This is a genomic window from Flavobacterium glycogeni, assembly GCF_048286775.1.
Taxonomy (GTDB): Bacteria; Bacteroidota; Bacteroidia; order Flavobacteriales; family Flavobacteriaceae; genus Flavobacterium.
In genome coordinates this window covers 44,291-68,075 of record NZ_JBLVPV010000011.1, presented here as the reverse complement: position 1 = coordinate 68,075, position 23,785 = coordinate 44,291, and the positions used below count along the sequence as shown (strand labels likewise).

The window sequence follows — 23,785 nt, the reverse complement described above, 5'->3', positions numbered from 1 at the left end:
AAGGCGGTTTTTTTTATATCCTACTTAAAGCAAGATACTTTACGCTACTATTTAAATTGCTGTAGGGCAAAATAATTTTGCTATATTTGTTTTTAACTGACCTTATTGACTACCAAAATAGGCTGAATTTCATATGAAATAATTGCTATTATGGAACCATAACTTTACACCACAACTAATGAAAAAAATTATTCTTTTTGCAGGCCTATTTACTTTCTCCATTTTTGCATCTGCTCAAAATACAGCGCTAAAAGCTACCATTGCTCAAAAGGCAGCTTCTTTAGAATCCAAGGTTATTACTTGGCGAAGAGACTTTCACCAAAACCCGGAATTAGGAAATAGAGAATTTAAAACTGCCGAAAAAATAACGGCACATTTACGCTCTTTGGGTATCGAGGTACAAACCGGAGTGGCTAAAACTGGAGTGGTGGGGATTTTAAAAGGCGGAAAACCCGGTCCGGTTGTGGCTCTTAGGGCTGACATGGATGGCTTACCGGTTAAAGAAAGAGTAAACATCCCTTTTGCTTCAAAAGCTGAAGGCGAATATAACGGCCAGCCTGTAGGCGTTATGCATGCTTGCGGGCATGATTCCCATATCGCTATTTTGATGGGAACTGCTGAAATTTTAGCTTCTATCAAAAGTGAATTAAACGGAACCGTCAAGTTTATCTTTCAACCAGCAGAAGAAGGAGCGCCCGAAGGAGAAGAAGGCGGAGCCGCACTAATGGTAAAAGAAGGGGTTCTTGAAAATCCAAAAGTAGATGTTATTTTTGGCTTGCATATCAGCGCACAAACCGAAGTAGGCAAAATTAATTACCGACCAAAAGGAGCGATGGCTTCATCGGATTGGTTCAAAATAAAAATAAAAGGAAAACAATCGCACGGCGCCAGTCCATGGCAGTCAGTGGATCCTATCGTTACGGCTTCCCAAATAATATTGGGTTTACAAACTATTGTAAGTCGCAATGTAGACCTTACTGAATCTGCGGCTGTGGTTAGTGTCGGAAAAGTTACGGCCGGTGTAAGAAGCAATATTATTCCTGAAGAACTCGAAATGGCTGGTACCATTCGTACCCTTGACAGTAAAGTGCAAGAAATGATTCACAACAGATTAAAACAAATAACCACTAATATTGCAGAAAGTGCCGGAGCTACTGCCGAAGTGAGCATCACAAAACAGACCCTTATAACCTACAACGATCCAGTATTGACCGAGAAAATGGTGCCAACATTAGAAGCTGTCGCAGGAAAAAACAATGTTGTATTAACACCCGCAGCAACTGGAGCTGAAGACTTTTCGTATTACCAAGACAAAGTTCCAGGGCTTTTCTTTTTTCTTGGCGGAATGCCTAAAGGCAAAAATCCATCTGAAACTGCCTCACATCATACTTCTGATTTTTATATTGACGAAAGTGGTTTTGTATTAGGGATGAAAGCAATGTCAGATTTAACTATCGATTATATGGAAATGAATACTAAAAAAAGTAAGTGATTATAAAAAACAAATACACTACCGAAGTATTGTCAATTACAAAATAAAAAAATCACAAAACGTCTCACTACAATGAGACGTTTTTTTTGTTTAACCGCATGAAAAATCCAACACAACAAATTGATTTACTGCTCTAAAATTCATATATTTATACTGATTTTCAATAATTTAAACACTAAATCACACCTGACGAACAAAAAATGAGACTCCATTGGATATTCTAAGAAAAAGATTTGCAAGAGGAGAAATTACAAAAAAAAGAATTTGAAGAAAAGAAGATTTTTTTTGACAAAAATTAAACCCAAAAACAAACTTCTTTACGTCTTTTTAAACGTATTCATTGTTGTAATTATCATCCTTTTTTTATTCTAAAACAACTATTTTATAAAAGATGAAAGCACTTAGAACATATTTTAAAATACGAAAAAGTGCCGCAAATCTTATTTTAGAAAAATCTCCAAAATCCTTTACTCCGGAAACTTTTCATACCCTTCGAGTAGAAATCAAGAAAATGAATGCCTTATTTGATTTGCTAAACTATTGTTCCAAAAAATTTAAGCACAAAAGAATTTACAAACCATTTAGACTTATTTTTAAACAAGCAGGAAAAATAAGAGAACTTCAAATAGAAGAATACTTGCTTGCTGAACAACCCAATTCCCATTTGCTTCAAGCATACAGAAATCGTTTACAAAAACTTGAAACCAAAGAACTGATACGTTTCTTCTCTATTGTTAATAAGAGCTTCGTTCGAAAATTAAAAAAAAAGTATCGTAAAATTATTCCCATGCTGGCTAAAACAAGTAAAAAAAAGATGAATCGCTACATGGATGAAAGGAGAAGAGCTATTAAAAAATTAATGTGCAAAACCAACTTTAAAAAAACGCAAATGCACACCTTTCGCAAACGGTTAAAAACATACCAATACAATGAAAAAATCCTAAATTGCGTATCACAAAACCAATCATTGCCAGACAAAAATATTTTATCCGATTTACTTGGGAAATGGCATGATTACGAGGTTGTCATCAATCATTTGAAAAAAGGAATTAATTCGAATAAAACGATTCCAAGCGAAACGAAACAGCTTAAAATAACTAAAGCAATATTAACTTCAAAAAGAGAATTGTTATTCAATAAAATAAATGCAACTTTACCCTATCAGACTCTTTTTTAAATATTTGAGAAAAATAAAGATAAAAACCATGATAAAGGATTACAGAAATCATGTGCTCCTCCAAAATATTTTGAACATTATGAAACAGAACACTTTCAAACTTCATTATTTTTTAAATCTAATTTTTGCCTTAGCTTTTATTAATACTGCAACTGCACAAGAAAAAAAAGTAGCACCAACCTCAGCTGAACTATATAAGGAAATTGAACGAATGGATGAGATTATGTTTGAAGCGTTTAACAAGAAAGAATTCGAAAAATTCAAATCTTTATTTACCGAAGATTTAGAATGGTTTCAAGACAATGGCGGATTACTTACCTATGAAACCGTTTTTACCAATTTTTCGAATATGTTTAAAAACGAAAATAAACTAACCCGAAAATTGGTTAAAGGAAGTCTGGAAGTCCATCCGATTAAAGACTATGGAGCCATTGAAATTGGCGTACACGAATTCCGACACATGGAAAACGGAAAAGAAGAAATCGGAACCTTTAAATTTCTTATGATTTGGAAGAAAAAAGACAATCAATGGAAAATATCAAGAGTAATCAGTTACGATCATTAGATTTAGAGGTATAAAAAGTTAGTTTTGCTTTACTTTTTGTAGTACCAAAATCCTGTTTCATCTTTTTATTTTCTTTCTTTGCAATCCAAAAAAAAGGTAGAAAGCACATCTTTACATTTGAAAAAAAATAACCCTAAATCTCATTAAATTAGAAGTACATGAACAATAACTACAGCTTAGTTTTCAATTTAAAAAATGTAATTATAGCATCATTTTTATTTATTTTTTCAATAGGATTTTCACAAAACCAAAGATGCACTATTTACCTGAAAGACAACACCTCAATAGCTGGATTAGGTAAAATTAAAACTGACGGAAATATCAAGTTCAAATTAAATAGCGATAGTAAAAGCACCGTTTATGAAGCAACATTGATTGACAGAATCGAAATGAATGAAAAAGGAACTAATGAAACATACAAATACAAAAAGTTAAAAAACAACTTTGAGCAATGGTTAAAAGTAATCATTGAAGGAACAGTTAATTTATATAAAAGTGACGCTTCAGGGTTTTATTATGCTCCAAGTGCAATAAATACTGCGGGAGGTTTTGGCGGTATGTCCTATGGTGGTGGTGGAAATATAACCAGTTATTACATCAATCATGAAGGCGAAAGTGAAGTTTTCAAAATAACTTCATTTGGTAACATTAGTAAAAACTTTAAAAATGCAGCTTCCGATTTCTTTAAAGATTGCCCTGTACTTGTTGAAAAAATACAAAACAAAACCTATACAAAAAATGACATTGAAGAAGTAGTTGAATTTTACAATATGGAATGCAATCAAACCAAAGCGATTCCTACTGCATCAGGAACAAAGTAAAAAACATCTTATCTGGTTTTAATAGATATACAAAATCCGTTTTTAAATTTTTAGAAACGGATTTTTCTATTATTTTTTTACACCATCAATCCATATCAAACATAAACAACTAAATATCAATTATTTAAATAAAAAAAATAATCTCTATTTACTATTTTATCTATTTTTTTTGTAAATTAGTGGTACCCAAAAAAGCTATTTATCGCGCTTCGATATTCAAATGAATCGCTATGCAAAAGTTTGCACCGTCCAGAAGAATTGACATTTCCTTTTTAATTGAACTGTACTCATGCAAAAAACCGCATAGAAGTTGTCAATAAATTTAAAAAGCACTAGTTACAGTGTCACCGAATTTCTTATTCATAATTAAAAATGGTGTTTCGGCAGAAGTCAACATCCATCCAGAATGAAGCTAAAATAAAAAACTGCTCTTAAATAAAGGAGAATAAAACATTGTCCACCTTATGTATAATCAAAAAAAAATGAAATAAAGATGAAAGCAATTAAAATGATTTCGATGTCTCTGCTCATTGGATTATTCCTAATAATGAGTTCAAGTATGTATGCACAAGATCCTATGAAAGCTGGCCCGAAAGTGTATAAAAAAATCCTCCTTGAGAATGATAAAGTGAGGGTCATGTCGGCTGAATTTGCCCCAGGCGCAACAATGCCATGGCATAGCCATCCTCATCACACTGTGTATGCTTTGACCGGTGGTAAAATTCAGATCACAGAAAAAGGCATGCCGGCAACCGAATCCAATATCAAAGCAGGAGACGTACTGTATTTCCCACCCGTAACACACAAGGCAAAAAACACAGGAACTACAACATTCAAGATTGTTGTTACAGAAATAAAATCTGCCAAGAAAAAATAATATAATCCTATTTAAAAAACACTAAAAAAGCAGCCTGAATAAGGGCTGCTTTCTTTAAAAAACAACGGGCTGTACCGCTTAAAAAATTAATCGAGTTGCTTACTTAAATATCACTCTTAATCTCTTTGTTTACTAAAGTCCTGAATTTATTGACAAATCAAAAACAACTGTTTAAAATTTTTAGACTGCCTTTTAGTAGAGTCTTTTCAATAGTAACACGATATTCTAAGTGTGTTTTTTATGTAAGTAGGTCGGAAAATTAATTTCCTATACACTCTTTTATCATTAACGCGCATTTCTCCCCATCAATCGCCGCCGAGATAATTCCGCCTGCATAACCTGCTCCTTCGCCGCAAGGATACAAGCCTTTTATTTGAACGTGTTCATACGTCAGCGGGTCTCTGGGAATACGCACTGGCGAAGACGTTCTGGATTCTGGCGCATGAAGTATCGCTTCATTTGTCAAATAACCACGCATAGACTTTCCAAATTCGGTGAATCCTTCTCGCAATATTTGCGTTAAAAATCCAGGAAAAACCTGTCCCATTTCGACTGAAGTCGTTCCTGGAACATAAGATGTTTTAGGAATATCTGAAGAAACTCTGTTTTGCGTAAAATCAATCATACGTTGTGCAGGAACTTTTTGGTTTTCACCAGCCAAGTGCCAAGCTTTTTGCTCGATACTTTTTTGGAATTCCATTCCGGCCAAAGCACCAAATTTAGCAAAAGGTTTAAAATCTTCCAGTTGCAATTCAATTACAATTCCGGAATTGGCAGTAGCCTGATCCCTTTTGGATGGCGACCAACCATTGGTAACCACTTCACCGGGGCTTGTGGCACAAGGTGCAATCACGCCGCCAGGACACATGCAAAAGGAATACATTCCCCTTCCTCCTACTTGTTTCACAATAGAATATGGAGCTGGAGGTAAATAATCCCCACGATAATCACAACTATATTGAATACTGTCAATCAAAGATTGTGGATGCTCTGCTCTTACGCCCAAGGCAAAAGGTTTGGCCTCGATAAAAATCTTTTTTCTATCCAACAATTCGAAAATATCACGGGCAGAATGTCCTGTGGCCAAAATGAGTTTATTGGCAAGAATCGTGTCCCCTTTTTGAGTAACGATACCTTGCACTTCGTTGTTTTTTATTAAAATATCGGTCAATCGGGTTTCAAACAAAACTTGTCCGCCGCATTCGATAATTTTCTCCCGAATGTCCTGAATAATTTGAGGCAATTTATTCGTTCCAATATGCGGATGCGCCTCAATTAAGATATCCTCTGAAGCTCCAAAAGCGACAAATAATTCCAAAACTCGCGTTACATCGCCTCTTTTTTTAGAACGCGTGTATAACTTCCCGTCCGAATACGTTCCTGCTCCACCTTCGCCAAAACAATAATTAGAGTCTTCATTCACAAGATGATCCACATTGATGGCTTTCAAATCTCTTCTTCTGCCTCTAACGTCTTTTCCGCGCTCAATAACTATAGGCTTCAAACCCAATTCTATCAATTGCAAAGCAGCAAAAAGTCCTGCAGGTCCTGCGCCAACAACGATTACTTCTTGAGCCGTGGCTACATTACCATAATCCGGAAGTTGTATTTTTTGCTCTTGAAAAGGCTCTCCTTTTAAATAGATTACAACCTTAAGATTGATTTTTATAGCTTTTTGACGTGCATCAATAGATCTTTTTAAGACAGAAACATGCTGAATTTCATTTACAGAAACCTTAATTTGTTTCGACAAATAGTCTTTCAACAACAAATCGTTTGCTGCAATTTCCGGTGATACTTGTAATAAGAGTTCTTGAGGCATTTTTTTTAGATTATCGATTTTTAGATTATTTGACTTTTAAAAATGTCTAAAATAATCCAGGTACAAAAGTAGTATTTTGTACTGACTTCTTATTATTGAAAGGAGAATCCATTTTCAAATTTTCAAATTGGCCTATTTTCGAATTAGACTTTGTAACTTTGGCACTTTAAAACAGTTAACCGATTAAACAAATAGCCTCAACAAAATGTCCAGAAAAATAAAACTGATATGGGATTTCCGTGGTCCGGCTGCTGCAAAAACAGCGGAACATCACGAAATTCATTTGAAAGAATACATCGCTATTGAAAAATTACCGTTGAATATAACTGGGTTTGAAATTCAAGGCGAATTGCTAGCCATCGCTTTTATGGTGGTAACGGATGAAAACATGATTCAGGTTCGAGATGCTTTGAAACCGCATCGAGGAGAGCTTTATATAGTCTAAAGTCATAAAGTCGAAAGTCAAAATGTCCAAAAAACACCAAACCTTGCAAAACTTTACGACTTTATGACTTTCGACATTATGGCTAATTAGCAACCTCACTAATGAATTTAATTCGCATCAAGCGTAATTCATCAATATCATAATCACCATCAAATTCTTTGAGTGCGTCTTCTATCTTATCGGATTCAGATTCCATAAAATAATCGTGAATTTCTTCCTGCTGATCATCGTCAAGCATATCATCAATCCAATATTTTATATTCAGCTTGGTTCCGGAATAGACAATTTGCTCCATTTCTTTGATTAAATCATCCATCTTCAATCCTTTTGCGGAAGCAATATCATCGAGGGATAATTTCCTGTCGATATTTTGGATAATATAAAGTTTATTTACAGAATTTACTCCTGTAGATTTCACCACTAAATCCTCCGGACGGATGATATCATTATCGGCTACATATCGGCTGATTAATTCTAAGAATTCTTTTCCGTATTTTTTCGCTTTTCCTTCCCCAACCCCATGAATATTAATCAATTCTTCTTGAGAAACAGGGTATTTCAAAGCCATATCTTCCAATGATGGATCTTGAAATACCACAAATGGGGGAACACCTAATTTCTTAGCTACTTTTTTACGCAAATCACGCAGCATACCCATCAATAATTCATCGGCAGTTCCGGTAGATTTGGAAGCGGTTACTATAGCTTCATCCTCAGATTCGTTGTATTCATGATCTTCAGACATCATAAAGGATTCGCGGTTTTTAATAAAATCCAATCCCTTCTTGGTAATTTTTACAATGCCATAGGTTTCAATATCTTTCGATAAAAATCCTGCAACAAGAACTTGTCGCAATAAGGCCATCCAGTATTTTTCATCATGATCTGAACCACATCCAAAAAAGGACTGCGTATCTGTTCTATGTGCTTTGATGACGGCATTGACACGGCCAATCAAGGTAAAAACAACTTCTTTCGATTTGTATAAATGCTTCGTATCTCGAACCACTTCCAGCAGTTTCACCACTTGATCTATGGCTTCGACTTTTGTTTTTGGGTTACGAACATTGTCATCCATATCAGCGCCTTCGCCATTAACATCATCAAATTCTTCTCCGAAATAATGAAGTAGAAATCTCCTTCTGGACATAGACGTTTCGGCGTAAGCCACAACTTCCTGCAACAAAGCAAATCCTATTTCCTGCTCGGCAACGGGTTTCCCCGACATGAATTTTTCTAATTTCTCGACATCTTTATAGGAGTAGTACGCCAAACAGTGTCCTTCACCACCGTCACGACCGGCACGACCGGTTTCTTGATAGTAACTTTCTAATGATTTTGGAATATCATGATGAATCACAAAACGCACATCCGGTTTGTCAATTCCCATCCCAAAAGCAATTGTTGCCACCACCACATCTACATCTTCCATCAAGAACATATCTTGATGTTTGGCACGTGTTTTAGCATCTAATCCCGCATGATAAGGCACGGCACTTATTCCATTAACCTGCAAAACTTCGGCAATAGCCTCTACTTTTTTGCGGCTTAAGCAATAAATAATTCCTGATTTCCCTTTATGTTGTTTGATAAAACGAATAATATCCGATTCTATATTTTTAGTTTTAGTACGTACTTCGTAATACAGATTAGGTCTGTTAAATGATGCTTTGAAAGTGGTAGCATCAGACATATCTAAGTTTTTCAGTATATCTTCCTGTACTTTTGGCGTAGCTGTTGCGGTAAGCCCAATAATAGGAACATCGCCCAATTGCTTGATGATGTGTTTCAAATTCCTATACTCCGGTCTGAAATCATGTCCCCACTCCGAAATACAATGCGCTTCATCGATAGCCACAAAAGATATGGTAACATTTTTCAAAAAGTTCACATATTCTTCCTTAGTCAAAGACTCAGGTGCTACATACAGCAACTTTGTCAATCCTGAAGTAATATCTTTTTTTACCTGGGCAATTTCGGTTTTAGTAAGAGAGGAGTTTAAAACATGCGCAACACCATTTTCAGAAGACAAACTTCTGATGGCATCAACTTGATTTTTCATTAAAGCAATAAGGGGCGAAACTACGATAGCAGTTCCCTCTTGAATCAAAGCGGGTAATTGATAACAAAGTGATTTCCCTCCTCCTGTGGGCATTATCACAAATGTATTCTCTTGGTTTAGGATACTTTTTATGACTTGCTCCTGTAGCCCCTTAAATTGGCTAAAGCCAAAATATTTCTTTAATTCTTTGTGTATGTCAATTTCGTTTGAATTCATTCTTTATTATGTGGTATTTTGTATAAATTTGCAACACCTAAAGGTACAAATTTCTTTTACACATACAAATTTTAATTATTCTGTTTTGATATCTAAAGAAAATATATTGGCTAGTGCCAAAAAAACTATTTTATCGGAAAGCCAATCTATTGCTAAACTAACTGATTTTCTTGATGAAAACTTCATTGAAGCGACACAAAATATCTATAATTCCAAAGGGAGACTTGTGGTTACAGGGATAGGAAAAAGTGCTATTATTGCCCAAAAAATGGTAGCTTCCTTTAATTCTACGGGAACACCATCGCTGTTTCTTCATGCCTCAGAGGCTATTCACGGTGATTTAGGGATGGTTCAAAATGAAGATATTGTCATTTGCATTTCAAAAAGCGGCAACAGTCCTGAAATAAAAGTTTTAGTGCCACTCTTAAAACGTTTTGGCAATACTTTGATCGCAATAACCGGAAACACAACTTCTTTTCTTGCTAAAGGTTCTGATTTTGTTTTGAACACCACAGTAGATGCTGAAGCTTGTCCTAATAATCTTGCTCCTACAAACAGCACAACCGCACAATTAGTGATGGGTGATGCAATAGCTGTTTGTCTTATGGAAATGCGCGATTTCAAAGCCGAAGATTTTGCTATTTACCATCCTGGCGGTGCATTGGGCAAGAAATTATTGTTGCGTGTGAAAGATATGTTAGAACACACCTTGAAACCTATGGTTGCTCCAGATGCATCGATAAAAAAGGTAATTTTCGAAATCTCAGAGAAGCGTCTTGGCGTAACTGCGGTTGTCGATCAAGATAAAGTTATCGGTATTATTACCGATGGTGATATTCGAAGAATGTTAAACGACCGAGATTCTTTCGCTGATTTGACCGCCAAAGATATTATGACAAAAAACCCAAAATTAATACCATCTACCGCTATGGTTGTAGATGCCTTGAACATCTTGGAAGACTTCTCCATCACACAATTAGTTGTTGTAGATAATGGGGAGTACAAAGGGGTATTACATTTACACGATATTTTAAAAGAAGGAATAGTATAATGGCAAAAAAAAACCTAAACGAAATGTCGTTTTTAGATCATCTTGAGGAATTAAGATGGTTATTAGTTCGAAGCACAATTGCAATATTAATTTTGGCTACCGTCACTTTTTTCATAAGTGATTATATTTTTGATGTGATCATTTTTGGCCCCACAGATGCTAATTTTATTACCTACCGTTTTTTTTGTGATTTGTCTCACACTTTGGGTTTTGCTGAGAGTATTTGCGTAACCGAAATGCCTTTCATCATCCAAAATACGAATATGGAGGGTCAGATTAACGTTTTGATTTGGACGTGTGTAACAGCCGGTTTTATTCTTGGTTTTCCATTCATTCTATGGGAAGTTTGGAAATTCATCAGTCCTGCTTTATATGAAGCAGAGAAAAAACATGCTAAACTTTTTATTTTTTCGTCTTCCTTGCTTTTCTTCTTGGGCGTATTGTTTGGCTACTTTGTAATTGTACCCATGTCAGTCAACTTTTTCGCCACGTTTACCATCAGTGATGTCGTAAAAAACCAGTTTAGTATTGATTCCTACATTGGATTAGTAAAGACGAGTGTTATCGCTTGTGGATTGTTTTTTGAATTGCCCATAATCATTTATTTTCTGACGAAGTTAGGATTAGTAACCCCCGTTTTTTTGAGAAAATACTGGAAATATGCCGTAATTATCATTCTGATAGTTGCCGCAATAGTTACTCCGCCTGATGTGGTGAGTCAAATAATTGTAACGATTCCGATGTTGTTAATTTATGAAGCAAGCATCTTAATTTCAAAAATAGTAGTGAAAAATCAAAAAAAGGTAAATGGCTGATATAATTGAAGAATTCAACGCGTATCGTTCTAAAATGAACGAAAAATTATTGGCAGACAATAATAAAATTGTAAAGCGAATTTTTAATCTAGATACCAATGCCTATGCAGCGGGAGCGCTGGATGTAAAAACCAAAGAATTACTGGGATTAGTAGCTTCGACGGTTTTACGTTGTGATGATTGTGTAAAATACCATTTGGAAACCAGCTTTAAAGAAGGTGTTACCAAAGAGGAAATGATGGAAGCTATGGGAATTGCAACGCTTGTTGGCGGAACTATCGTGGTACCACATTTAAGAAGAGCGTACGAATTCTGGGAAGCATTGGAAGAAACCGCTGTGAAATAATTGTTAAATGGTACTTTGGTTATATGTTTATTCGTTTATTTGTCTAAAAATCTAACCTTCTAAAAATCGAAGAATCTGAATATGAAATTAAGAGCCGAAAATCTAATCAAAACCTATAAAGGACGCAGTGTTGTAAAAGGCATTTCGGTAGAAGTAAATCAAGGCGAAATCGTAGGGCTTTTGGGACCTAACGGTGCCGGAAAAACAACTTCTTTTTATATGATTGTGGGATTGGTTAAACCAAATTCAGGTAACATATTTCTGGATGATTTGAACATTACCGATTATCCTATGTACAAAAGAGCACAGCAGGGAATTGGTTATTTAGCACAGGAAGCTTCTGTTTTTAGAAAATTAAGCATTGAAGACAACATATTAAGCGTACTGCAATTGACAAAACTTACCAAAGCTGAACAAGAAGCTAAAATGGAAAGTTTAATCGAAGAATTTAGCTTAGAACACATTCGTACCAATCGTGGCGATTTACTTTCGGGAGGGGAACGCCGTCGTACCGAAATTGCACGTTGTTTGGCCACAGATCCAAAATTCATTTTACTGGATGAACCATTTGCCGGTGTAGATCCTGTTGCCGTAGAAGACATTCAGAGAATTGTGGCGCAATTAAAAAATAAAAATATCGGTATTCTTATTACCGATCACAACGTACAGGAAACCTTGGCTATTACGGATAAAACCTATCTTATGTTTGAAGGTGGAATCCTAAAAGCGGGAATGCCGGAAGAATTAGTAGAAGATGAAATGGTACGTCGCGTCTATCTTGGACAAAATTTTGAATTGAGAAAGAAAAAATTAGAGTTTTAGTAATCAGTGGTCAGCAGTCAGTTTTTGAGTGTTCTGAAGCTTGATTATAAAAATTACTATTTCATCATTTTTTATTTAAAACTAAAATTCACAAAAATGATAGATCAAGACAACCCAAGTCAAGAGACATTAGAGAAATGGAGTAAAGACCCCAGCAACTGGATTTGGGGAATATTTTATTATAATAAAGAAGACAATCGCATTTTACCTCCTAAAAAAAATGCTTCGATGGGAAACACAATAAACTTTGCCAATCCAAAATCGGTACTTTTTATGATTGGAGCTCTATTATTTTTTGTCTTTGTAACCTTTTCTATCCTGAAAAAGCAATAATTTACTCCACAGTAATAAACTGCAACTGTTGCAAATCACCATTATAAATATTCACATCTACATTGCCTTTAATTCCAGGAACTGATGCTTTTTCGGTGAATTGCCAAAACAACCAATCCTCGGCTATTTCTTCTCTGTAGAAATTATAATTGGCAATCCAAAAAAGATAATCACTGAATTCTTCTTTCAAAAAATCATCATAATACCGCTCGCCGGTATAGATAATAGGTTTTACACCGTAATGCGATTCTACAGCATTTAACCATCTTTTCAAACCTAATTTAAGATTTTCAATCGACTGATTTTTGGGAAGTTTTTCAATATCCAAAACGGGTGGTAAATCTCCTTTTTGAAGTGTTACTGTTTTAATAAAAAGTTTGGCTTGCTCCAATGAATTTTCGTTGGGGCGATAGTAATGATAGGCACCGCGAATCATTTTATTCTCTTTGGCGCCAAGCCAATTCCTATTAAACTGATGGTCTTTCCTGTCTTTTCCAACCGTAGCGCGAATAAACACAAAATGCAGCGGATATTTATTTTCTAAAGTATCTACATAAGTCCATCGGATTTTTCCTTGGTATTCCGAAACATCCAAACCGATGCTTTTTCCCTCGTGTTTTTCTAAAACCTGATAATTACGAACATCAGAAATGCGCTTGGCTTCGGTTTCTTCTCTTAGAATTTTATCTGATTTAAAACTAAAATAATACGCTAAGCCATCTCGATAATGATACCCAACTGCAGCCATCAGTACCACTAAAAGAGTAAAAATAGAATAGCGCAAAACCTTTCCGGAGAAAACAGTCGCTTTCTTTTTAGGTTTACGGACTACCGTAGTTTTTCTTCTGACCGTTTTTCTTTTCATTCAAAAAAACTACTTTTTCAGCATTTTATTATGCACCACTGACAGCAAAACATAAAAGAGAATGACTAAAGGAATTCCTAAATACTGGAGAAAAATTAATAACAAAAGAGAACAAATCAAAAACACAATTTGAAGTACATTATCCTTGAAATTGAACTTTTTTATTTTTAATGAGAACAAAGGAATTTCAGCGTTCAAGATGTAAGCGCTTAATAACGCTATTGCCAATAAAACCCATTGATTTGTCAAAATTTCGACAATAAATAAAGAATCGGTGTATTTTAAAACCAAGGGAAGACTTAAAATAAACAGTGCATTGGCAGGCGTTGGCAAACCAATAAAAGAATCTGTTTGACGGGTATCAATATTAAAATTTGCCAATCGGTAACAAGAACCTAAGGCAATCAAAAATCCTAAATAAGGAAAAAGTTGTAAATGACCAACTGGTGCAGTTGATGAATGATCGATCATCATTTGAAACATCACTAAACCCGGCACAACACCGCTGGTAACCATGTCTGCCAAAGAATCCAACTGCAATCCAAGCGGACTCGAAACTTTGAATAAGCGGGCAAAAAATCCATCAAAAAAATCCAAGAATATACCTAAGCAAACAAAATAAAATGCCATTTCAAAATCTTGGTTAAAAGCAAAAACCAAAGCGATACAACCGCAAAAAAGATTTAGTAAAGTAATGATATTGGGGATATGCTTTTTAATAGTCATAGTTGTAAAATTTAGTGAACCACAGTTGGCAAATTTAGCATAATAAGTCAAGGAGAAGTACGTTTTTAATAGAGTTTTTTTAATAGCGGTTTCTTGTTTGCATATATTTACTCAAAGGAAGAAATAAGCTCAGTAAAAAATTATATTTTTGATAAAAATTAAACAGACTTTTCGTTTGTAAAAATAACCCCATTGAAAAAAAGCTTCCTATTAGCAGCGGTTTTGGTTAGTACTCTAAATTACAGTCAGGCTGTTAGAAAATACTCGAATGAGTTTATGAATATCGGCGTAGATGCGGCTGCATTGGGCATGTCAAATACCGTTGTAGCTGCTACCAGTGATGTGAATTCCGGGTATTGGAACCCTGCAGGACTGATTCATCTGGAGGATCATCAGGTATCAGTAATGCATGCTAATTATTTTGCCAATATTGCCCAATACGATTACTTGGCCTATGCAAGCCCTATAGATGACAGAAGTGCTTGGGGAATTTCTTTAATCCGTTTTGGTGTGGATGACATTTTAAATACCACGGAATTAATCGACAGCCAAGGCAATATTGATTACAACAGAATCAGTCTTTTTTCGACAGCTGATTATGGTTTCACTTTTTCTTATGCTCGAAAACTTCCTGTTCCCGGGTTTCAATATGGGGTAAACGCCAAAGTTATCCGACGAGTTATTGGCAAATTTGCCAATTCCTGGGGTTTTGGTTTTGATGTCGGATTGCAATTCGAAAAGAACAACTGGCAATTTGGATTAATGCTTCGGGATATAACCACAACCTATAATGTATGGAATATTGATGAGGAAGAATACAAGAAAATTGCCAATTCCATACCCGGAGAAAACCAGGAATTACCGGAGAGTACTGAGATTACAGCTCCAAAAGCACAATTGGGAATCGCTAAAAAATTCATCATCCGATACGATTACAGTATTTTGGCAGCAGCCAACATGAATATGCGTTTTACCAAAACCCATGATCTTATCTCGACTGATTTTGTCAGTATCGATCCGGCTTTGGGTCTTGAATTTGGTTATACCGATTTGGTCTTTGTACGCGCAGGGGTTGGTAATTTCCAGAATATACAACAATTAGACAATTCCGAAAAAGTGGGCTTCCAGCCTAATATCGGTTTGGGATTCAAATACAAAGGCATTCAAATTGATTATGCACTGACTGATTTGGGCGACCAAAGTGCCGCTTTGTATTCCAATATTTTTTCGGTTAAAGTAGATTTGGGAATGTTTAGAAATTAATTTAAAACAACAATACCACAACAAATGAATATATCTTCTTTAAAAAAAATAGTTCTTTTCACACTACTATTCTCATCCCTATATAGCTTTAGTCAAAGCATCGAGTTATCAAAAAACATACAAGTCAGTGTACTTACTTGCGGAACGGGTAACGAATCCTATTCTCTTTTTGGACACACTGCAATTCGGGTACGCGATACAGTCAACGCAATTGATGTGGTATACAATTATGGTGCTTTTGATTTTAATACACCGAATTTCGTCATGAAATTCATAAAAGGGGACTTACAATATTTTGCCGTAGCACACTCTTATCCTGATTTCATTAATCAATACCAATATGAAAAAAGATCCGTTTATGAGCAGGAATTGAATATTCCTTTTACATTGAAACAAAAACTATTTGACAATCTGAATACTTCTTTGGCCTCGGGCGAAAGTCATTATACGTATAAGTTTATTGATAAAAACTGTACATCGATGGTTGTTGACATCATCAATAAAACAGTAGACACCACCGCAATTGTAAAAAATGCAGATACTGACATCACCTACAGAACCATCCTTTATCCGTATTTTGACAATCACTTTTACGAAAAATTAGGGACCAGCATCATCTTTGGTAAAAAAGTGGATGGTTTGGGGACACGAATATTTTTACCTTTTGAACTGCAAAAAAGCCTGAAGAAAGTTTCTTTTCAGAACCATCCGCTGGCGCAGGAGAACAAAACAATACTGGAATTCGAAAATGAAGTTCCCTTCTCTTGGTGGAATAATCCCTACACGTATATACTCTTTCTTTGCTTTGTTATTTTTATGAAAAAGAAAAGTATCTATTTATTCTACCTCACCGTAATGGCAGTAACAGGTATATTCTTTGTGTTTGTCGGATTTTATTCGTCACATTTGGAATTAGGATACAACTATAATATTTTACTGTTTAATCCAACCTTATTAGGGTTGCTTTATTTTTATTGGACAAAAAATAAAAAAGGAATTTACAATCTGGCGTTATTTAATATCCTGTCGTTAGGAATCTATTTCTTTTTTATAATCAACAAAGCTCATTTGATATTGATACTGCCATTGGTAATTACAAGCGGAATTATTTTGGTCAGATTGGCAATTCAAAATAAAAAACGCATTCCAATTATCATTTAAAATATAATGTTTTGAAATAATAATAATAATAATAATAATAATAGGGATAACAGGAAATAATACTATTGCCCTCTATAAAACAAAACGGTGGTAATTGTTTTAAAAGCAATGCTCAAATCCAGAAAAACACTTCTGTGTTTGATATAATACAAGTCGTATTGCAGTTTTATCAAACTTTCATCAATTGTCGCTCCATAAGCATAATTTACTTGTGCCCATCCCGTAAGACCCGGTTTTATAATATGTCTTGTTTCGTAAAAAGGCATTATTTCAGCAATTTCCTTTACGAAAAAAGGACGTTCCGGACGAGGACCAATAACGGCCATATCGCCTTTTAAGATATTTATAAATTGGGGAAACTCATCAATTCTGGTTTTTCTTAAAAATTTACCGAACACTGTTACTCGCGAATCATTTGTAGCGGTAAAAACAGCTCCGTTAGACTCAGCATTGCTGACCATAGTCCTGAATTTTAAAATTTCAAAGACCACACCATCTTTACCAACACGTTCTTGGGTATAAAATAACTTTCCTCGGTTTCCTATTGTATTTCCTATTAGCAGCACTGGGATTAATACCAGACCAATGAATAATCCAAGTATCGAGATACCAATTTCAAAAATTCTGACACTTAATAAATACAATTTATTGTGATTGATTCTGCTAAAAGGAAAAAATCGGTAAAAATCTCTGGACATATAATGTACCGGAATACGATGCGTTTTACTTTCATACACTTGGGTATACTCTCTAATTATACTCCCCGACTCCAGTAAACGAAGTAGCTGCTGATACAACTCGGCAGTAATTCCATCTGTTTTTTGAGAAGCGATCACAATTTCGGATATAGAGTTTTCTTTCACGAATAAAAACAACTCCTCTCTTTTTATATTTTTAACATAAGGATATTCGGCTATTGCATCTTCGGCAGCATCGGCATTGACAAACGCAATTATTTTATAATGGGGATCAATATGCTCTAATCCGGAAATCAACTCTTCTACTTGTTCTTTATCACATATTAAAACTGCATTTTGAAGAAACCGATTAGAGGCTAAAAACGTAACGTAAAACATCCGCCATAAAAACAAAGCCAAAAATACAACTAGATAAAACAATAGAATCTGAATTCTTTTGGAGGGCAATACCGGAGAATAAAACGGTGTTAATAAATACACTAAAACAGTCGTTGAAACGGTAAGAATGGTACTCTTTAGTACCTGAAATTGATTGCTGGCAACCTGAAGATTATACATTTCGAAAATAGTTCCGAAAAGATTGATATAAACTCCCAGGATAATCATCCAATATAAATTATTGGTTGACATAGTAAAATAGTCAAAATCAAATATTTTCCCAACAAAAAACAAAGAGCCTAAAACAAAAAATACATCAAAAATACGAAGAATCATCTTTCGTTCTGATATTTCAAAATGAATTTTATCTACTGAAAACATGAGTAGTATTTACGTTTAGGAGTGCAATTTAGTGCTTTTGAGTCGAAGTAAATTTAAGATATGTTAATTTTTTTAACAAAATTTTCTTTTTAACGTATTAATCTGTGACCAACTCAGATCTAATTAATATAATGAAACAAAAAAAGCAATATAATAATGACATTCAACTGTCAGGCTGAGCGTATTCCGATAACTATCGGAAGAAGCCCATATAGTAAAAACGTCATTGGTAAATAGATTAGAAACATACTTCATTAATAAAAATAAAGAATAACAAATTAATCCTCTTTCTTTCTTTTAAGAAAACCCAACTGCACATTCAGCAAAGACAGAGAGTACACAAAGGCTGGCGCCGCGGTACGCATGGCAGCATGATTGATAGTAAAAAACCAAAAAGCAACAAAACACAATAAAAACATGTTGAACTTGTTTTCTATATACAATACCAGCGGTGTAAAAAACAAAATCAGCAAGGCCATAACACCCAATGAACCATGTTCCGCCAGCATTCGGGTGATTTCATCGTGTGATACTATAAAAATACCGGTTTCAGCTTCCCGAACTTCCTGACCTTTTCCTACCCCCACCCCAAAAATAGGGTTCTTCAAGAAAGTGTTTATTTCATTTATTGCGACTTCTTCCCTACCTGTAAATCGACTTTCTTTTAACCTTCCTTTCGCATCTTGGTTAGCATAGCGTTTGTCAATAAGCCCCCCTGTTTGAAACGAAGTGTACCCCCAAGTAGCCATCATAGCCAAAACAACCATCACTATAATATAATTGAGTTTTACTTTTCCCCTATAATTGGATTTCAAATACAAGAAAAACAGCAACAAAACAATCATTAAAAAACCAGTGACCATACCGCCTCTTGAAAACGTAAGCATTCCACGATAGCTAATATTTAGAGCAACAATTAAATTGACTACTAACATAAATTTAGTTGAAGACTCTAATATAATTCTGGAAAAAAAAATAAACATCCCGAGACCTAAAGCAGTTGACACCTGATTGGGACCATAGCCACCCGAAGTTACAACATTAGAATCGGTACCTGTAATCACATCACGAATGTTTGGGGTATATAAAGACAAATAGACCATACAGCTAATAATGGGCAAACCCATACTCAATAAGATGCTATTCATTTGTTCTAATGAAATCCTACGTCTATAAGTATATAGGGAAGCTATCCCTAGACATACGGGGCCCGAAATATTAAAGGCTATCGTTTTTCGAATATTGGTATCAAAATCCAATACAAAAGTAGAGATTACCAAACTTGGAACTAACAATAACAAAAAAATCCAATACGGTGCGGCCCCTTTAGAAAAACCGCTGTAATACATCCCAATTAAAATAAAGACCATTACACCATACTTAGAAATTTCATACAATGGGTTGCCACCGGTCATCCTCAAGAAAACCTCACTCCCCACCACATAAGCGGCAGCCATAAGAGCTTCATTGTTCCTGTTTTGCTTTTTTATAATGTAATACACGCCAAAAATAAAAACAGAATACCCGTATATTTTAGAAGTAAAGGGAATAACATACACCAATACCCCAATAAAAATATGGAATAGTATTAAATAGAGATAGGACAGTTCCTCTTTTTTCATTTTCGTTTATTATTTTGTAACCAACCTAAATATTGTTTTATTACGACTTCTTCAGAATTATTCTTCACTATAGTTTTATATAGTGCATTTCCAAAATTAATCCTTAGAAAATCATTTCCCATTAATATAACCAAGGCGTTGTAAAACAACTCCTCATTCTGTGCAACGACGATAAAACCATTTTCACTATCCTGAACCAAAGAAGAAATTTCTCCCACATTCGTCACCACAACAGGCTTTTTATGCCATCCATACTCCAACAAGGCAACAGGTAAGCCTTCTGACTTCGATGTCAATATTGCAATTGTCGATTGGTTAAGAATGTTAGGTACATCTTGTTTTGTTCCGTAAAAAAAAACGGTGTTTCCTAAATTAAATTCAACAATTAGATTTTTAATCTTTTTCGAATAGTCATCTTCAAAATCCTTACCTACCAAATGAATGGTCCAATCCGGATGGCTCTGTTTAATCTTTTTTGCAACTTCCAACAATAAAAAATGATCTTTTTGCGCTCTCAAATTGGCCAAACAGACAATCCGCTTTCCATTAATCCCATTCAAAACGGTAGCTGTTATACTGGTCTTTTCTTCAGATGGAAAATTAGGCAAATAAACCGTGTTTTTGAAATTTAAGTTTTGCTCAGCCCAACTTTTTAGCTTTTGGTTTACTGCAATTATTCCATCAAAAAAAGGGAGGGTAATTTTCAAGGTAAGCAAAGATCTTTGGGATAAAAATTCACTATCTCCATAATGATCGTGCCAGATTAATTGCAAAGACGGACAACTCATTTTCAATAAAAAAGCCATAAAAAAAGAAGTACTGTGTGCGTGAACAACAGTTACCTTGTGTTGTTTGACATAGTTTCGCAATCGAATTACTGCTTTAAAATCCAATGCCCTCTTCTTATTTAAAAATAAATAAGAAACTTGATTGTCCAACTGCCCCTTCAAACTGCCCTCTTTTCGAGTCACCACCAATCCGGAAAAGGCTATTTTCATTGCCAAAGCATTAGCATAACTTACCGCCATGCGTTCGGCACCACCGGCCTCGAGGGAATCTATAATTTGAATGATACGCATTCTATTTCTATGTTTTTTTATCTTCTTTTTAATTTATTATTCTTGAAAACTTGTCATTCCTGTAAACTTGTCATTCCGATGAAAGAGGAATCCCATCATAGTTTATCATTAATACAAATCTTGCATCATCTGTCCGTTACTACAAAAGTGTCATTGTGTAACAATTCACTATCACTCCTTAATCACATAATAATAATAATAATAATAATAACACATTCAATCATTTAGAAACCAGCAACTCCTTAATCGCTTCCTCAAAAACATCCAACGTATAATTCCTGGACCAGTCCGAAGCTTTCACTCTTTTTTCATAAAATCCAGATTCACTTCTTAAAAGAGTTTCTATCTGTGCCACATCTTTTTCTAAATGCATTTCCAACAAAACCCCTCTATTTCCATAATCTAACATGAAAGGCACACAAGATACTGCAGTGGCAATGGGAACACAACCCCAAAACATCCCCTCGGCAATCGCTTTCGGCCAACCTTCACTATCCGAAGGCAATAGCACAAAATGACTGCTTTGATAGGCTGTTTTTAAAATTTCTTTTGTTTGATTTCCTTCCAATGAAATGATTTTTTCTAGATTATTTTTTGCAATATAGTTTTCTAATTTGTTTCTTTCTATTCCATCTCCAAATAAACGTAACATTACATCGAGTCCTTTTTTTGACAATGATTCTACTAACTGTATAGCATACAAAGGATTTTTCCCTTTGACCAAAGTCCCCACAAAAACAAAATTAATTTTTCCCTCTAAATCCTTTTGGGCTAATGGCAATTTATCTGCTTCGGTATAGGTGGCGGTAAAAAAGGGTTTGATGTTTTTAGTCCTGCCTTCCCATTCCCCATACACCAAAACTTGCATATTCCGAGTCACCAATGTATTGCTTAGTATTCTTTTTTGTAAACGATAGCTCCAAGGTTGCTTCGATTTTGGATCCCAATTGCCGGCATATTTGGCTGTTTTAGGTTTGTTTGGAAAAAGCATTTGAATCAAACATCCCAACAATCCTATATTTCCAGGGCAACGCAAATGAATGTGATCTGCTTGTTGCATCGCTCTGTAAATTTTCCAACTGATTTTAGGCAGTTTTACAACCGTTCTCAAAACTGCTTTCAGATCCAATAAATCGATAGGCTCAACACCTACAAATTTAATCTTTGTATGCCTATAATCAATATCAATGGGAGTTTTTGAAGAATGCGCTATTGGGGCAACCAAAATCAGTTCATCTGCATACTTAGACCAAATATTCATTTCGACCACATAAGGTGCATAAGCAAAATAATTCTTTTGCTCAACGCTATGGGGGACATGGGTGATTATTAAAAAAGTCATGTTATGGTTAAAATGAAAAAGATTTTGTTTAAAAAATTTACGGAAAGTTAGTTATTAATCTGAATCGAAGCATACTATTTTCGACTAATACCATTTATATTTATCAAGCAGTCCGGTTTTCAGTTCAATCGCAATGTCATTAAGGTTAAGCTATTTTAATCGTCACTTCGAGGCTTAATTTTTTTACAAAAAAAGCAATATAAAATGACATTCATTGTGTCACCCTGAGCGCAGTCGAAGGGCTACGTAATAAAAAACGTCAATGGTAGTGATTTTGAACATTAATGCGACAGCTTTAATGTTCAAAATTGTATCGAGAAGCCTTCAAAATGTAAAGATTCTCCCTCGATAGCTATCGGGGTTCGTAAAAATTTTCTATCGCAAATTATTACTCTCCTGAAGCGTCGGGACGAACTGACGAAACCTTAACCTTAATGACATTGCGCTCGATGCGACATAAAGATGTCGGACGTATTTGCATTTACAAACGGTATAACAGCTATAGAAAGCAATTCTACCTTGCTTCGATTCGCATTATCATCTAACCTTTAATAAAATAACAATGCTCCCGGCGGTTAATTCCTCATCAGAATAGTTTTCATACAATTCATTAATCTTTAATTTATTGAATTTTTCATGCTGCTCACTTCCCTCTTTACAGCTATCAAATTCAAGAGAAACAATTTCAAAACTTTTCTCAAAAAGCTGCAGGTATTGTGGCAATCGAAATCTGTTATGATAATCGAATTTCGTTTGAATCCTATCCCATTCCTCATTGCTGTATTTAAGGAAATCATACAACGAAAGACTACTATCCGAGTAAGCTCTATGATCACTTGGTGAAATTAGGTGTACTATATAACTCCCACTCTTTAATTTTTCCCTGAATGTTTCATGAATTTTAATAATACTTTCTGGAGGTACATGTTCCAATACAAATCGTGACACCACCAGATCTGCATTTATGAAATCTCCATTACAAATGTCTGTATACGGAAAATATCGTATGTCCTTTGGCAAATGAAAAACACCCTCAAAGTTACTTGTTGGTACTCCATACTTTTTTGAAAACAGCACATTCAATTTTACAATTTCAGACAACTTATAATGCTTGTTAATATCATAAGTATCAACCCTATTGGTATTGAAATCATACTTTAACAAATAAGGAAGTATGGGCAACCAACCCGATCCTAACTCTATTATATGCTTGTTTTTTAATTCGAATCCATTTTTATCAAGTATTCTTGAAATAGTTTCCAACGATTTTCTGGTGGATTCGATTTTATAGTCAATCGTATCCTTGGCAAATAGCTCCTGTAATTTGTGATACAAGTAAAACCCAAATTGTTTAGGCAAAACATCTAGGCATTTAAATAGAACTGTTTTGGATTTATGGTTCATTTACAAAGTTTTGTTGTAATTC

General features: G+C 34.9%; 22 protein-coding genes. 13 read left to right on the top strand and 9 right to left on the bottom strand.

Going from position 1 to position 23,785, the window contains the following annotated elements:
- The first annotated feature begins 178 nt into the window (after positions 1 to 178).
- From ACNQGX_RS10625 to ACNQGX_RS10605, 5 genes are all read left to right on the top strand, one after another.
- Positions 179 to 1,492, top strand: coding sequence for an amidohydrolase (locus ACNQGX_RS10625; protein ID WP_417976080.1), 1,314 nt, complete (start codon positions 179 to 181; stop codon positions 1,490 to 1,492).
- Positions 1,493 to 1,883: 391 nt separating this feature from the next.
- Complete coding sequence (locus tag ACNQGX_RS10620; protein WP_417976078.1) at positions 1,884 to 2,669, top strand: CHAD domain-containing protein; 786 nt, start codon at positions 1,884 to 1,886, stop codon at positions 2,667 to 2,669.
- Positions 2,670 to 2,748: 79 nt separating this feature from the next.
- A complete protein-coding gene (locus tag ACNQGX_RS10615) occupies positions 2,749 to 3,234 on the top strand; it encodes a nuclear transport factor 2 family protein (protein ID WP_417976076.1) in 486 nt (161 codons plus the stop codon).
- Positions 3,235 to 3,392: 158 nt separating this feature from the next.
- Positions 3,393 to 4,055: a hypothetical protein gene (locus ACNQGX_RS10610; protein ID WP_417976073.1), complete on the top strand. Its 663-nt coding sequence runs from the start codon at positions 3,393 to 3,395 to the stop codon at positions 4,053 to 4,055.
- Between the two features lie 517 nt (positions 4,056 to 4,572).
- Positions 4,573 to 4,932, top strand: coding sequence for a cupin domain-containing protein (locus ACNQGX_RS10605; protein WP_417976071.1), 360 nt, complete (start codon positions 4,573 to 4,575; stop codon positions 4,930 to 4,932).
- Between the two features lie 259 nt (positions 4,933 to 5,191).
- On the opposite strand, the gene ACNQGX_RS10600 is transcribed toward ACNQGX_RS10605, so the two are convergent.
- Positions 5,192 to 6,754: an NAD(P)/FAD-dependent oxidoreductase gene (locus ACNQGX_RS10600; protein ID WP_417976069.1), complete on the bottom strand. Its 1,563-nt coding sequence runs from the start codon at positions 6,752 to 6,754 to the stop codon at positions 5,192 to 5,194.
- A gap of 205 nt (positions 6,755 to 6,959) precedes the next feature.
- Between ACNQGX_RS10600 and ACNQGX_RS10595 the strand changes: the two genes are divergently transcribed.
- Positions 6,960 to 7,199: a hypothetical protein gene (locus ACNQGX_RS10595; RefSeq protein ID WP_417976067.1), complete on the top strand. Its 240-nt coding sequence runs from the start codon at positions 6,960 to 6,962 to the stop codon at positions 7,197 to 7,199.
- Between the two features lie 82 nt (positions 7,200 to 7,281).
- Here ACNQGX_RS10595 and recQ read toward each other — a convergent pair whose 3' ends face one another.
- Entirely contained in the window at positions 7,282 to 9,477 is a 2,196-nt protein-coding gene (recQ, locus tag ACNQGX_RS10590; RefSeq protein WP_417976064.1) for a DNA helicase RecQ, read from the bottom strand.
- Between the two features lie 85 nt (positions 9,478 to 9,562).
- Here recQ and ACNQGX_RS10585 point away from each other — a divergent pair, with 85 nt between their 5' ends.
- The 5 genes from ACNQGX_RS10585 (at position 9,563) to ACNQGX_RS10565 (ending at position 12,844) form a co-directional block, all read left to right on the top strand.
- Positions 9,563 to 10,528, top strand: a complete 966-nt coding sequence (locus tag ACNQGX_RS10585) for a KpsF/GutQ family sugar-phosphate isomerase (protein ID WP_165929406.1) — start codon at positions 9,563 to 9,565, stop codon at positions 10,526 to 10,528.
- Complete coding sequence (gene tatC / locus ACNQGX_RS10580; protein WP_131915369.1) at positions 10,528 to 11,343, top strand: twin-arginine translocase subunit TatC; 816 nt, start codon at positions 10,528 to 10,530, stop codon at positions 11,341 to 11,343. Before ACNQGX_RS10585 ends, tatC begins: the two co-directional genes overlap by 1 nt.
- The gene (locus ACNQGX_RS10575; protein WP_417976061.1) at positions 11,336 to 11,689 is read left to right on the top strand and encodes a carboxymuconolactone decarboxylase family protein; all 354 of its coding nucleotides are present in this window, start codon (positions 11,336 to 11,338) and stop codon (positions 11,687 to 11,689) included. Before tatC ends, ACNQGX_RS10575 begins: the two co-directional genes overlap by 8 nt.
- 81 nt (positions 11,690 to 11,770) lie before the next feature.
- A complete protein-coding gene (gene lptB / locus ACNQGX_RS10570) occupies positions 11,771 to 12,511 on the top strand; it encodes an LPS export ABC transporter ATP-binding protein (RefSeq protein ID WP_131915371.1) in 741 nt (246 codons plus the stop codon).
- 96 nt (positions 12,512 to 12,607) lie between these two features.
- Entirely contained in the window at positions 12,608 to 12,844 is a 237-nt protein-coding gene (locus ACNQGX_RS10565) for a hypothetical protein (protein WP_417976058.1), read from the top strand.
- A 1-nt stretch (position 12,845) separates the two neighbouring features.
- On the opposite strand, the gene ACNQGX_RS10560 is transcribed toward ACNQGX_RS10565, so the two are convergent.
- Positions 12,846 to 13,709, bottom strand: coding sequence for a glycoside hydrolase family 25 protein (locus ACNQGX_RS10560; RefSeq protein WP_417976055.1), 864 nt, complete (start codon positions 13,707 to 13,709; stop codon positions 12,846 to 12,848).
- Between the two features lie 9 nt (positions 13,710 to 13,718).
- The gene (locus tag ACNQGX_RS10555; RefSeq protein WP_131915373.1) at positions 13,719 to 14,435 is read right to left on the bottom strand and encodes a CDP-alcohol phosphatidyltransferase family protein; all 717 of its coding nucleotides are present in this window, start codon (positions 14,433 to 14,435) and stop codon (positions 13,719 to 13,721) included.
- A 192-nt stretch (positions 14,436 to 14,627) separates the two neighbouring features.
- On the opposite strand from ACNQGX_RS10555, the gene ACNQGX_RS10550 reads away from it, so the two are divergent.
- Both ACNQGX_RS10550 and ACNQGX_RS10545 read left to right on the top strand, forming a co-directional pair.
- On the top strand, positions 14,628 to 15,698 hold the full coding sequence (locus ACNQGX_RS10550; protein WP_470303509.1) for a putative type IX sorting system protein PorV2: 1,071 nt from the start codon (positions 14,628 to 14,630) through the stop codon (positions 15,696 to 15,698).
- 24 nt (positions 15,699 to 15,722) lie between these two features.
- Positions 15,723 to 16,859, top strand: coding sequence for a lipoprotein N-acyltransferase Lnb domain-containing protein (locus ACNQGX_RS10545; protein ID WP_417976053.1), 1,137 nt, complete (start codon positions 15,723 to 15,725; stop codon positions 16,857 to 16,859).
- Between the two features lie 62 nt (positions 16,860 to 16,921).
- On the opposite strand, the gene ACNQGX_RS10540 is transcribed toward ACNQGX_RS10545, so the two are convergent.
- The 5 genes from ACNQGX_RS10540 to ACNQGX_RS10520 form a co-directional block, all read right to left on the bottom strand.
- Positions 16,922 to 18,316 (bottom strand): exopolysaccharide biosynthesis polyprenyl glycosylphosphotransferase, encoded by a 1,395-nt coding sequence (locus ACNQGX_RS10540; RefSeq protein ID WP_417976051.1) that lies wholly within the window; start codon positions 18,314 to 18,316, stop codon positions 16,922 to 16,924.
- Positions 18,317 to 18,594: 278 nt separating this feature from the next.
- Positions 18,595 to 19,938 carry an O-antigen ligase family protein gene (locus tag ACNQGX_RS10535; RefSeq protein WP_417976049.1) on the bottom strand — a complete coding sequence of 448 codons (1,344 nt, stop codon included), beginning with the start codon at positions 19,936 to 19,938 and terminating at the stop codon, positions 18,595 to 18,597.
- Entirely contained in the window at positions 19,935 to 21,017 is a 1,083-nt protein-coding gene (locus ACNQGX_RS10530; RefSeq protein ID WP_417976047.1) for a glycosyltransferase family 4 protein, read from the bottom strand. Before ACNQGX_RS10530 ends, ACNQGX_RS10535 begins: the two co-directional genes overlap by 4 nt.
- 220 nt (positions 21,018 to 21,237) lie before the next feature.
- Entirely contained in the window at positions 21,238 to 22,359 is a 1,122-nt protein-coding gene (locus ACNQGX_RS10525; protein ID WP_417976045.1) for a glycosyltransferase family 4 protein, read from the bottom strand.
- A gap of 537 nt (positions 22,360 to 22,896) precedes the next feature.
- Positions 22,897 to 23,763 carry a class I SAM-dependent methyltransferase gene (locus tag ACNQGX_RS10520; RefSeq protein WP_417976043.1) on the bottom strand — a complete coding sequence of 289 codons (867 nt, stop codon included), beginning with the start codon at positions 23,761 to 23,763 and terminating at the stop codon, positions 22,897 to 22,899.
- Positions 23,764 to 23,785: the final 22 nt, after the last annotated feature.

Excerpts from the sequence above, each read along its gene's own strand:
- ACNQGX_RS10625 (WP_417976080.1), top strand. The coding sequence starts at position 179 with ATGAAAAAAATTATTCTTTTTGCAGGCCTATTTACTTTCTCCATTTTT.
- ACNQGX_RS10620 (WP_417976078.1), top strand. The coding sequence starts at position 1,884 with ATGAAAGCACTTAGAACATATTTTAAAATACGAAAAAGTGCCGCAAAT.
- ACNQGX_RS10615 (WP_417976076.1), top strand. The coding sequence starts at position 2,749 with ATGAAACAGAACACTTTCAAACTTCATTATTTTTTAAATCTAATTTTT.
- ACNQGX_RS10610 (WP_417976073.1), top strand. The coding sequence starts at position 3,393 with ATGAACAATAACTACAGCTTAGTTTTCAATTTAAAAAATGTAATTATA.
- ACNQGX_RS10605 (WP_417976071.1), top strand. The coding sequence starts at position 4,573 with ATGTCTCTGCTCATTGGATTATTCCTAATAATGAGTTCAAGTATGTAT.
- ACNQGX_RS10600 (WP_417976069.1), bottom strand. The coding sequence starts at position 6,754 with ATGCCTCAAGAACTCTTATTACAAGTATCACCGGAAATTGCAGCAAAC.
- ACNQGX_RS10595 (WP_417976067.1), top strand. The coding sequence starts at position 6,960 with ATGTCCAGAAAAATAAAACTGATATGGGATTTCCGTGGTCCGGCTGCT.
- recQ (WP_417976064.1), bottom strand. The coding sequence starts at position 9,477 with ATGAATTCAAACGAAATTGACATACACAAAGAATTAAAGAAATATTTT.
- tatC (WP_131915369.1), top strand. The coding sequence starts at position 10,528 with ATGGCAAAAAAAAACCTAAACGAAATGTCGTTTTTAGATCATCTTGAG.
- ACNQGX_RS10575 (WP_417976061.1), top strand. The coding sequence starts at position 11,336 with ATGGCTGATATAATTGAAGAATTCAACGCGTATCGTTCTAAAATGAAC.
- lptB (WP_131915371.1), top strand. The coding sequence starts at position 11,771 with ATGAAATTAAGAGCCGAAAATCTAATCAAAACCTATAAAGGACGCAGT.
- ACNQGX_RS10565 (WP_417976058.1), top strand. The coding sequence starts at position 12,608 with ATGATAGATCAAGACAACCCAAGTCAAGAGACATTAGAGAAATGGAGT.
- ACNQGX_RS10560 (WP_417976055.1), bottom strand. The coding sequence starts at position 13,709 with ATGAAAAGAAAAACGGTCAGAAGAAAAACTACGGTAGTCCGTAAACCT.
- ACNQGX_RS10555 (WP_131915373.1), bottom strand. The coding sequence starts at position 14,435 with ATGACTATTAAAAAGCATATCCCCAATATCATTACTTTACTAAATCTT.
- ACNQGX_RS10545 (WP_417976053.1), top strand. The coding sequence starts at position 15,723 with ATGAATATATCTTCTTTAAAAAAAATAGTTCTTTTCACACTACTATTC.
- ACNQGX_RS10540 (WP_417976051.1), bottom strand. The coding sequence starts at position 18,316 with ATGTTTTCAGTAGATAAAATTCATTTTGAAATATCAGAACGAAAGATG.
- ACNQGX_RS10535 (WP_417976049.1), bottom strand. The coding sequence starts at position 19,938 with ATGAAAAAAGAGGAACTGTCCTATCTCTATTTAATACTATTCCATATT.
- ACNQGX_RS10530 (WP_417976047.1), bottom strand. The coding sequence starts at position 21,017 with ATGCGTATCATTCAAATTATAGATTCCCTCGAGGCCGGTGGTGCCGAA.
- ACNQGX_RS10525 (WP_417976045.1), bottom strand. The coding sequence starts at position 22,359 with ATGACTTTTTTAATAATCACCCATGTCCCCCATAGCGTTGAGCAAAAG.
- ACNQGX_RS10520 (WP_417976043.1), bottom strand. The coding sequence starts at position 23,763 with ATGAACCATAAATCCAAAACAGTTCTATTTAAATGCCTAGATGTTTTG.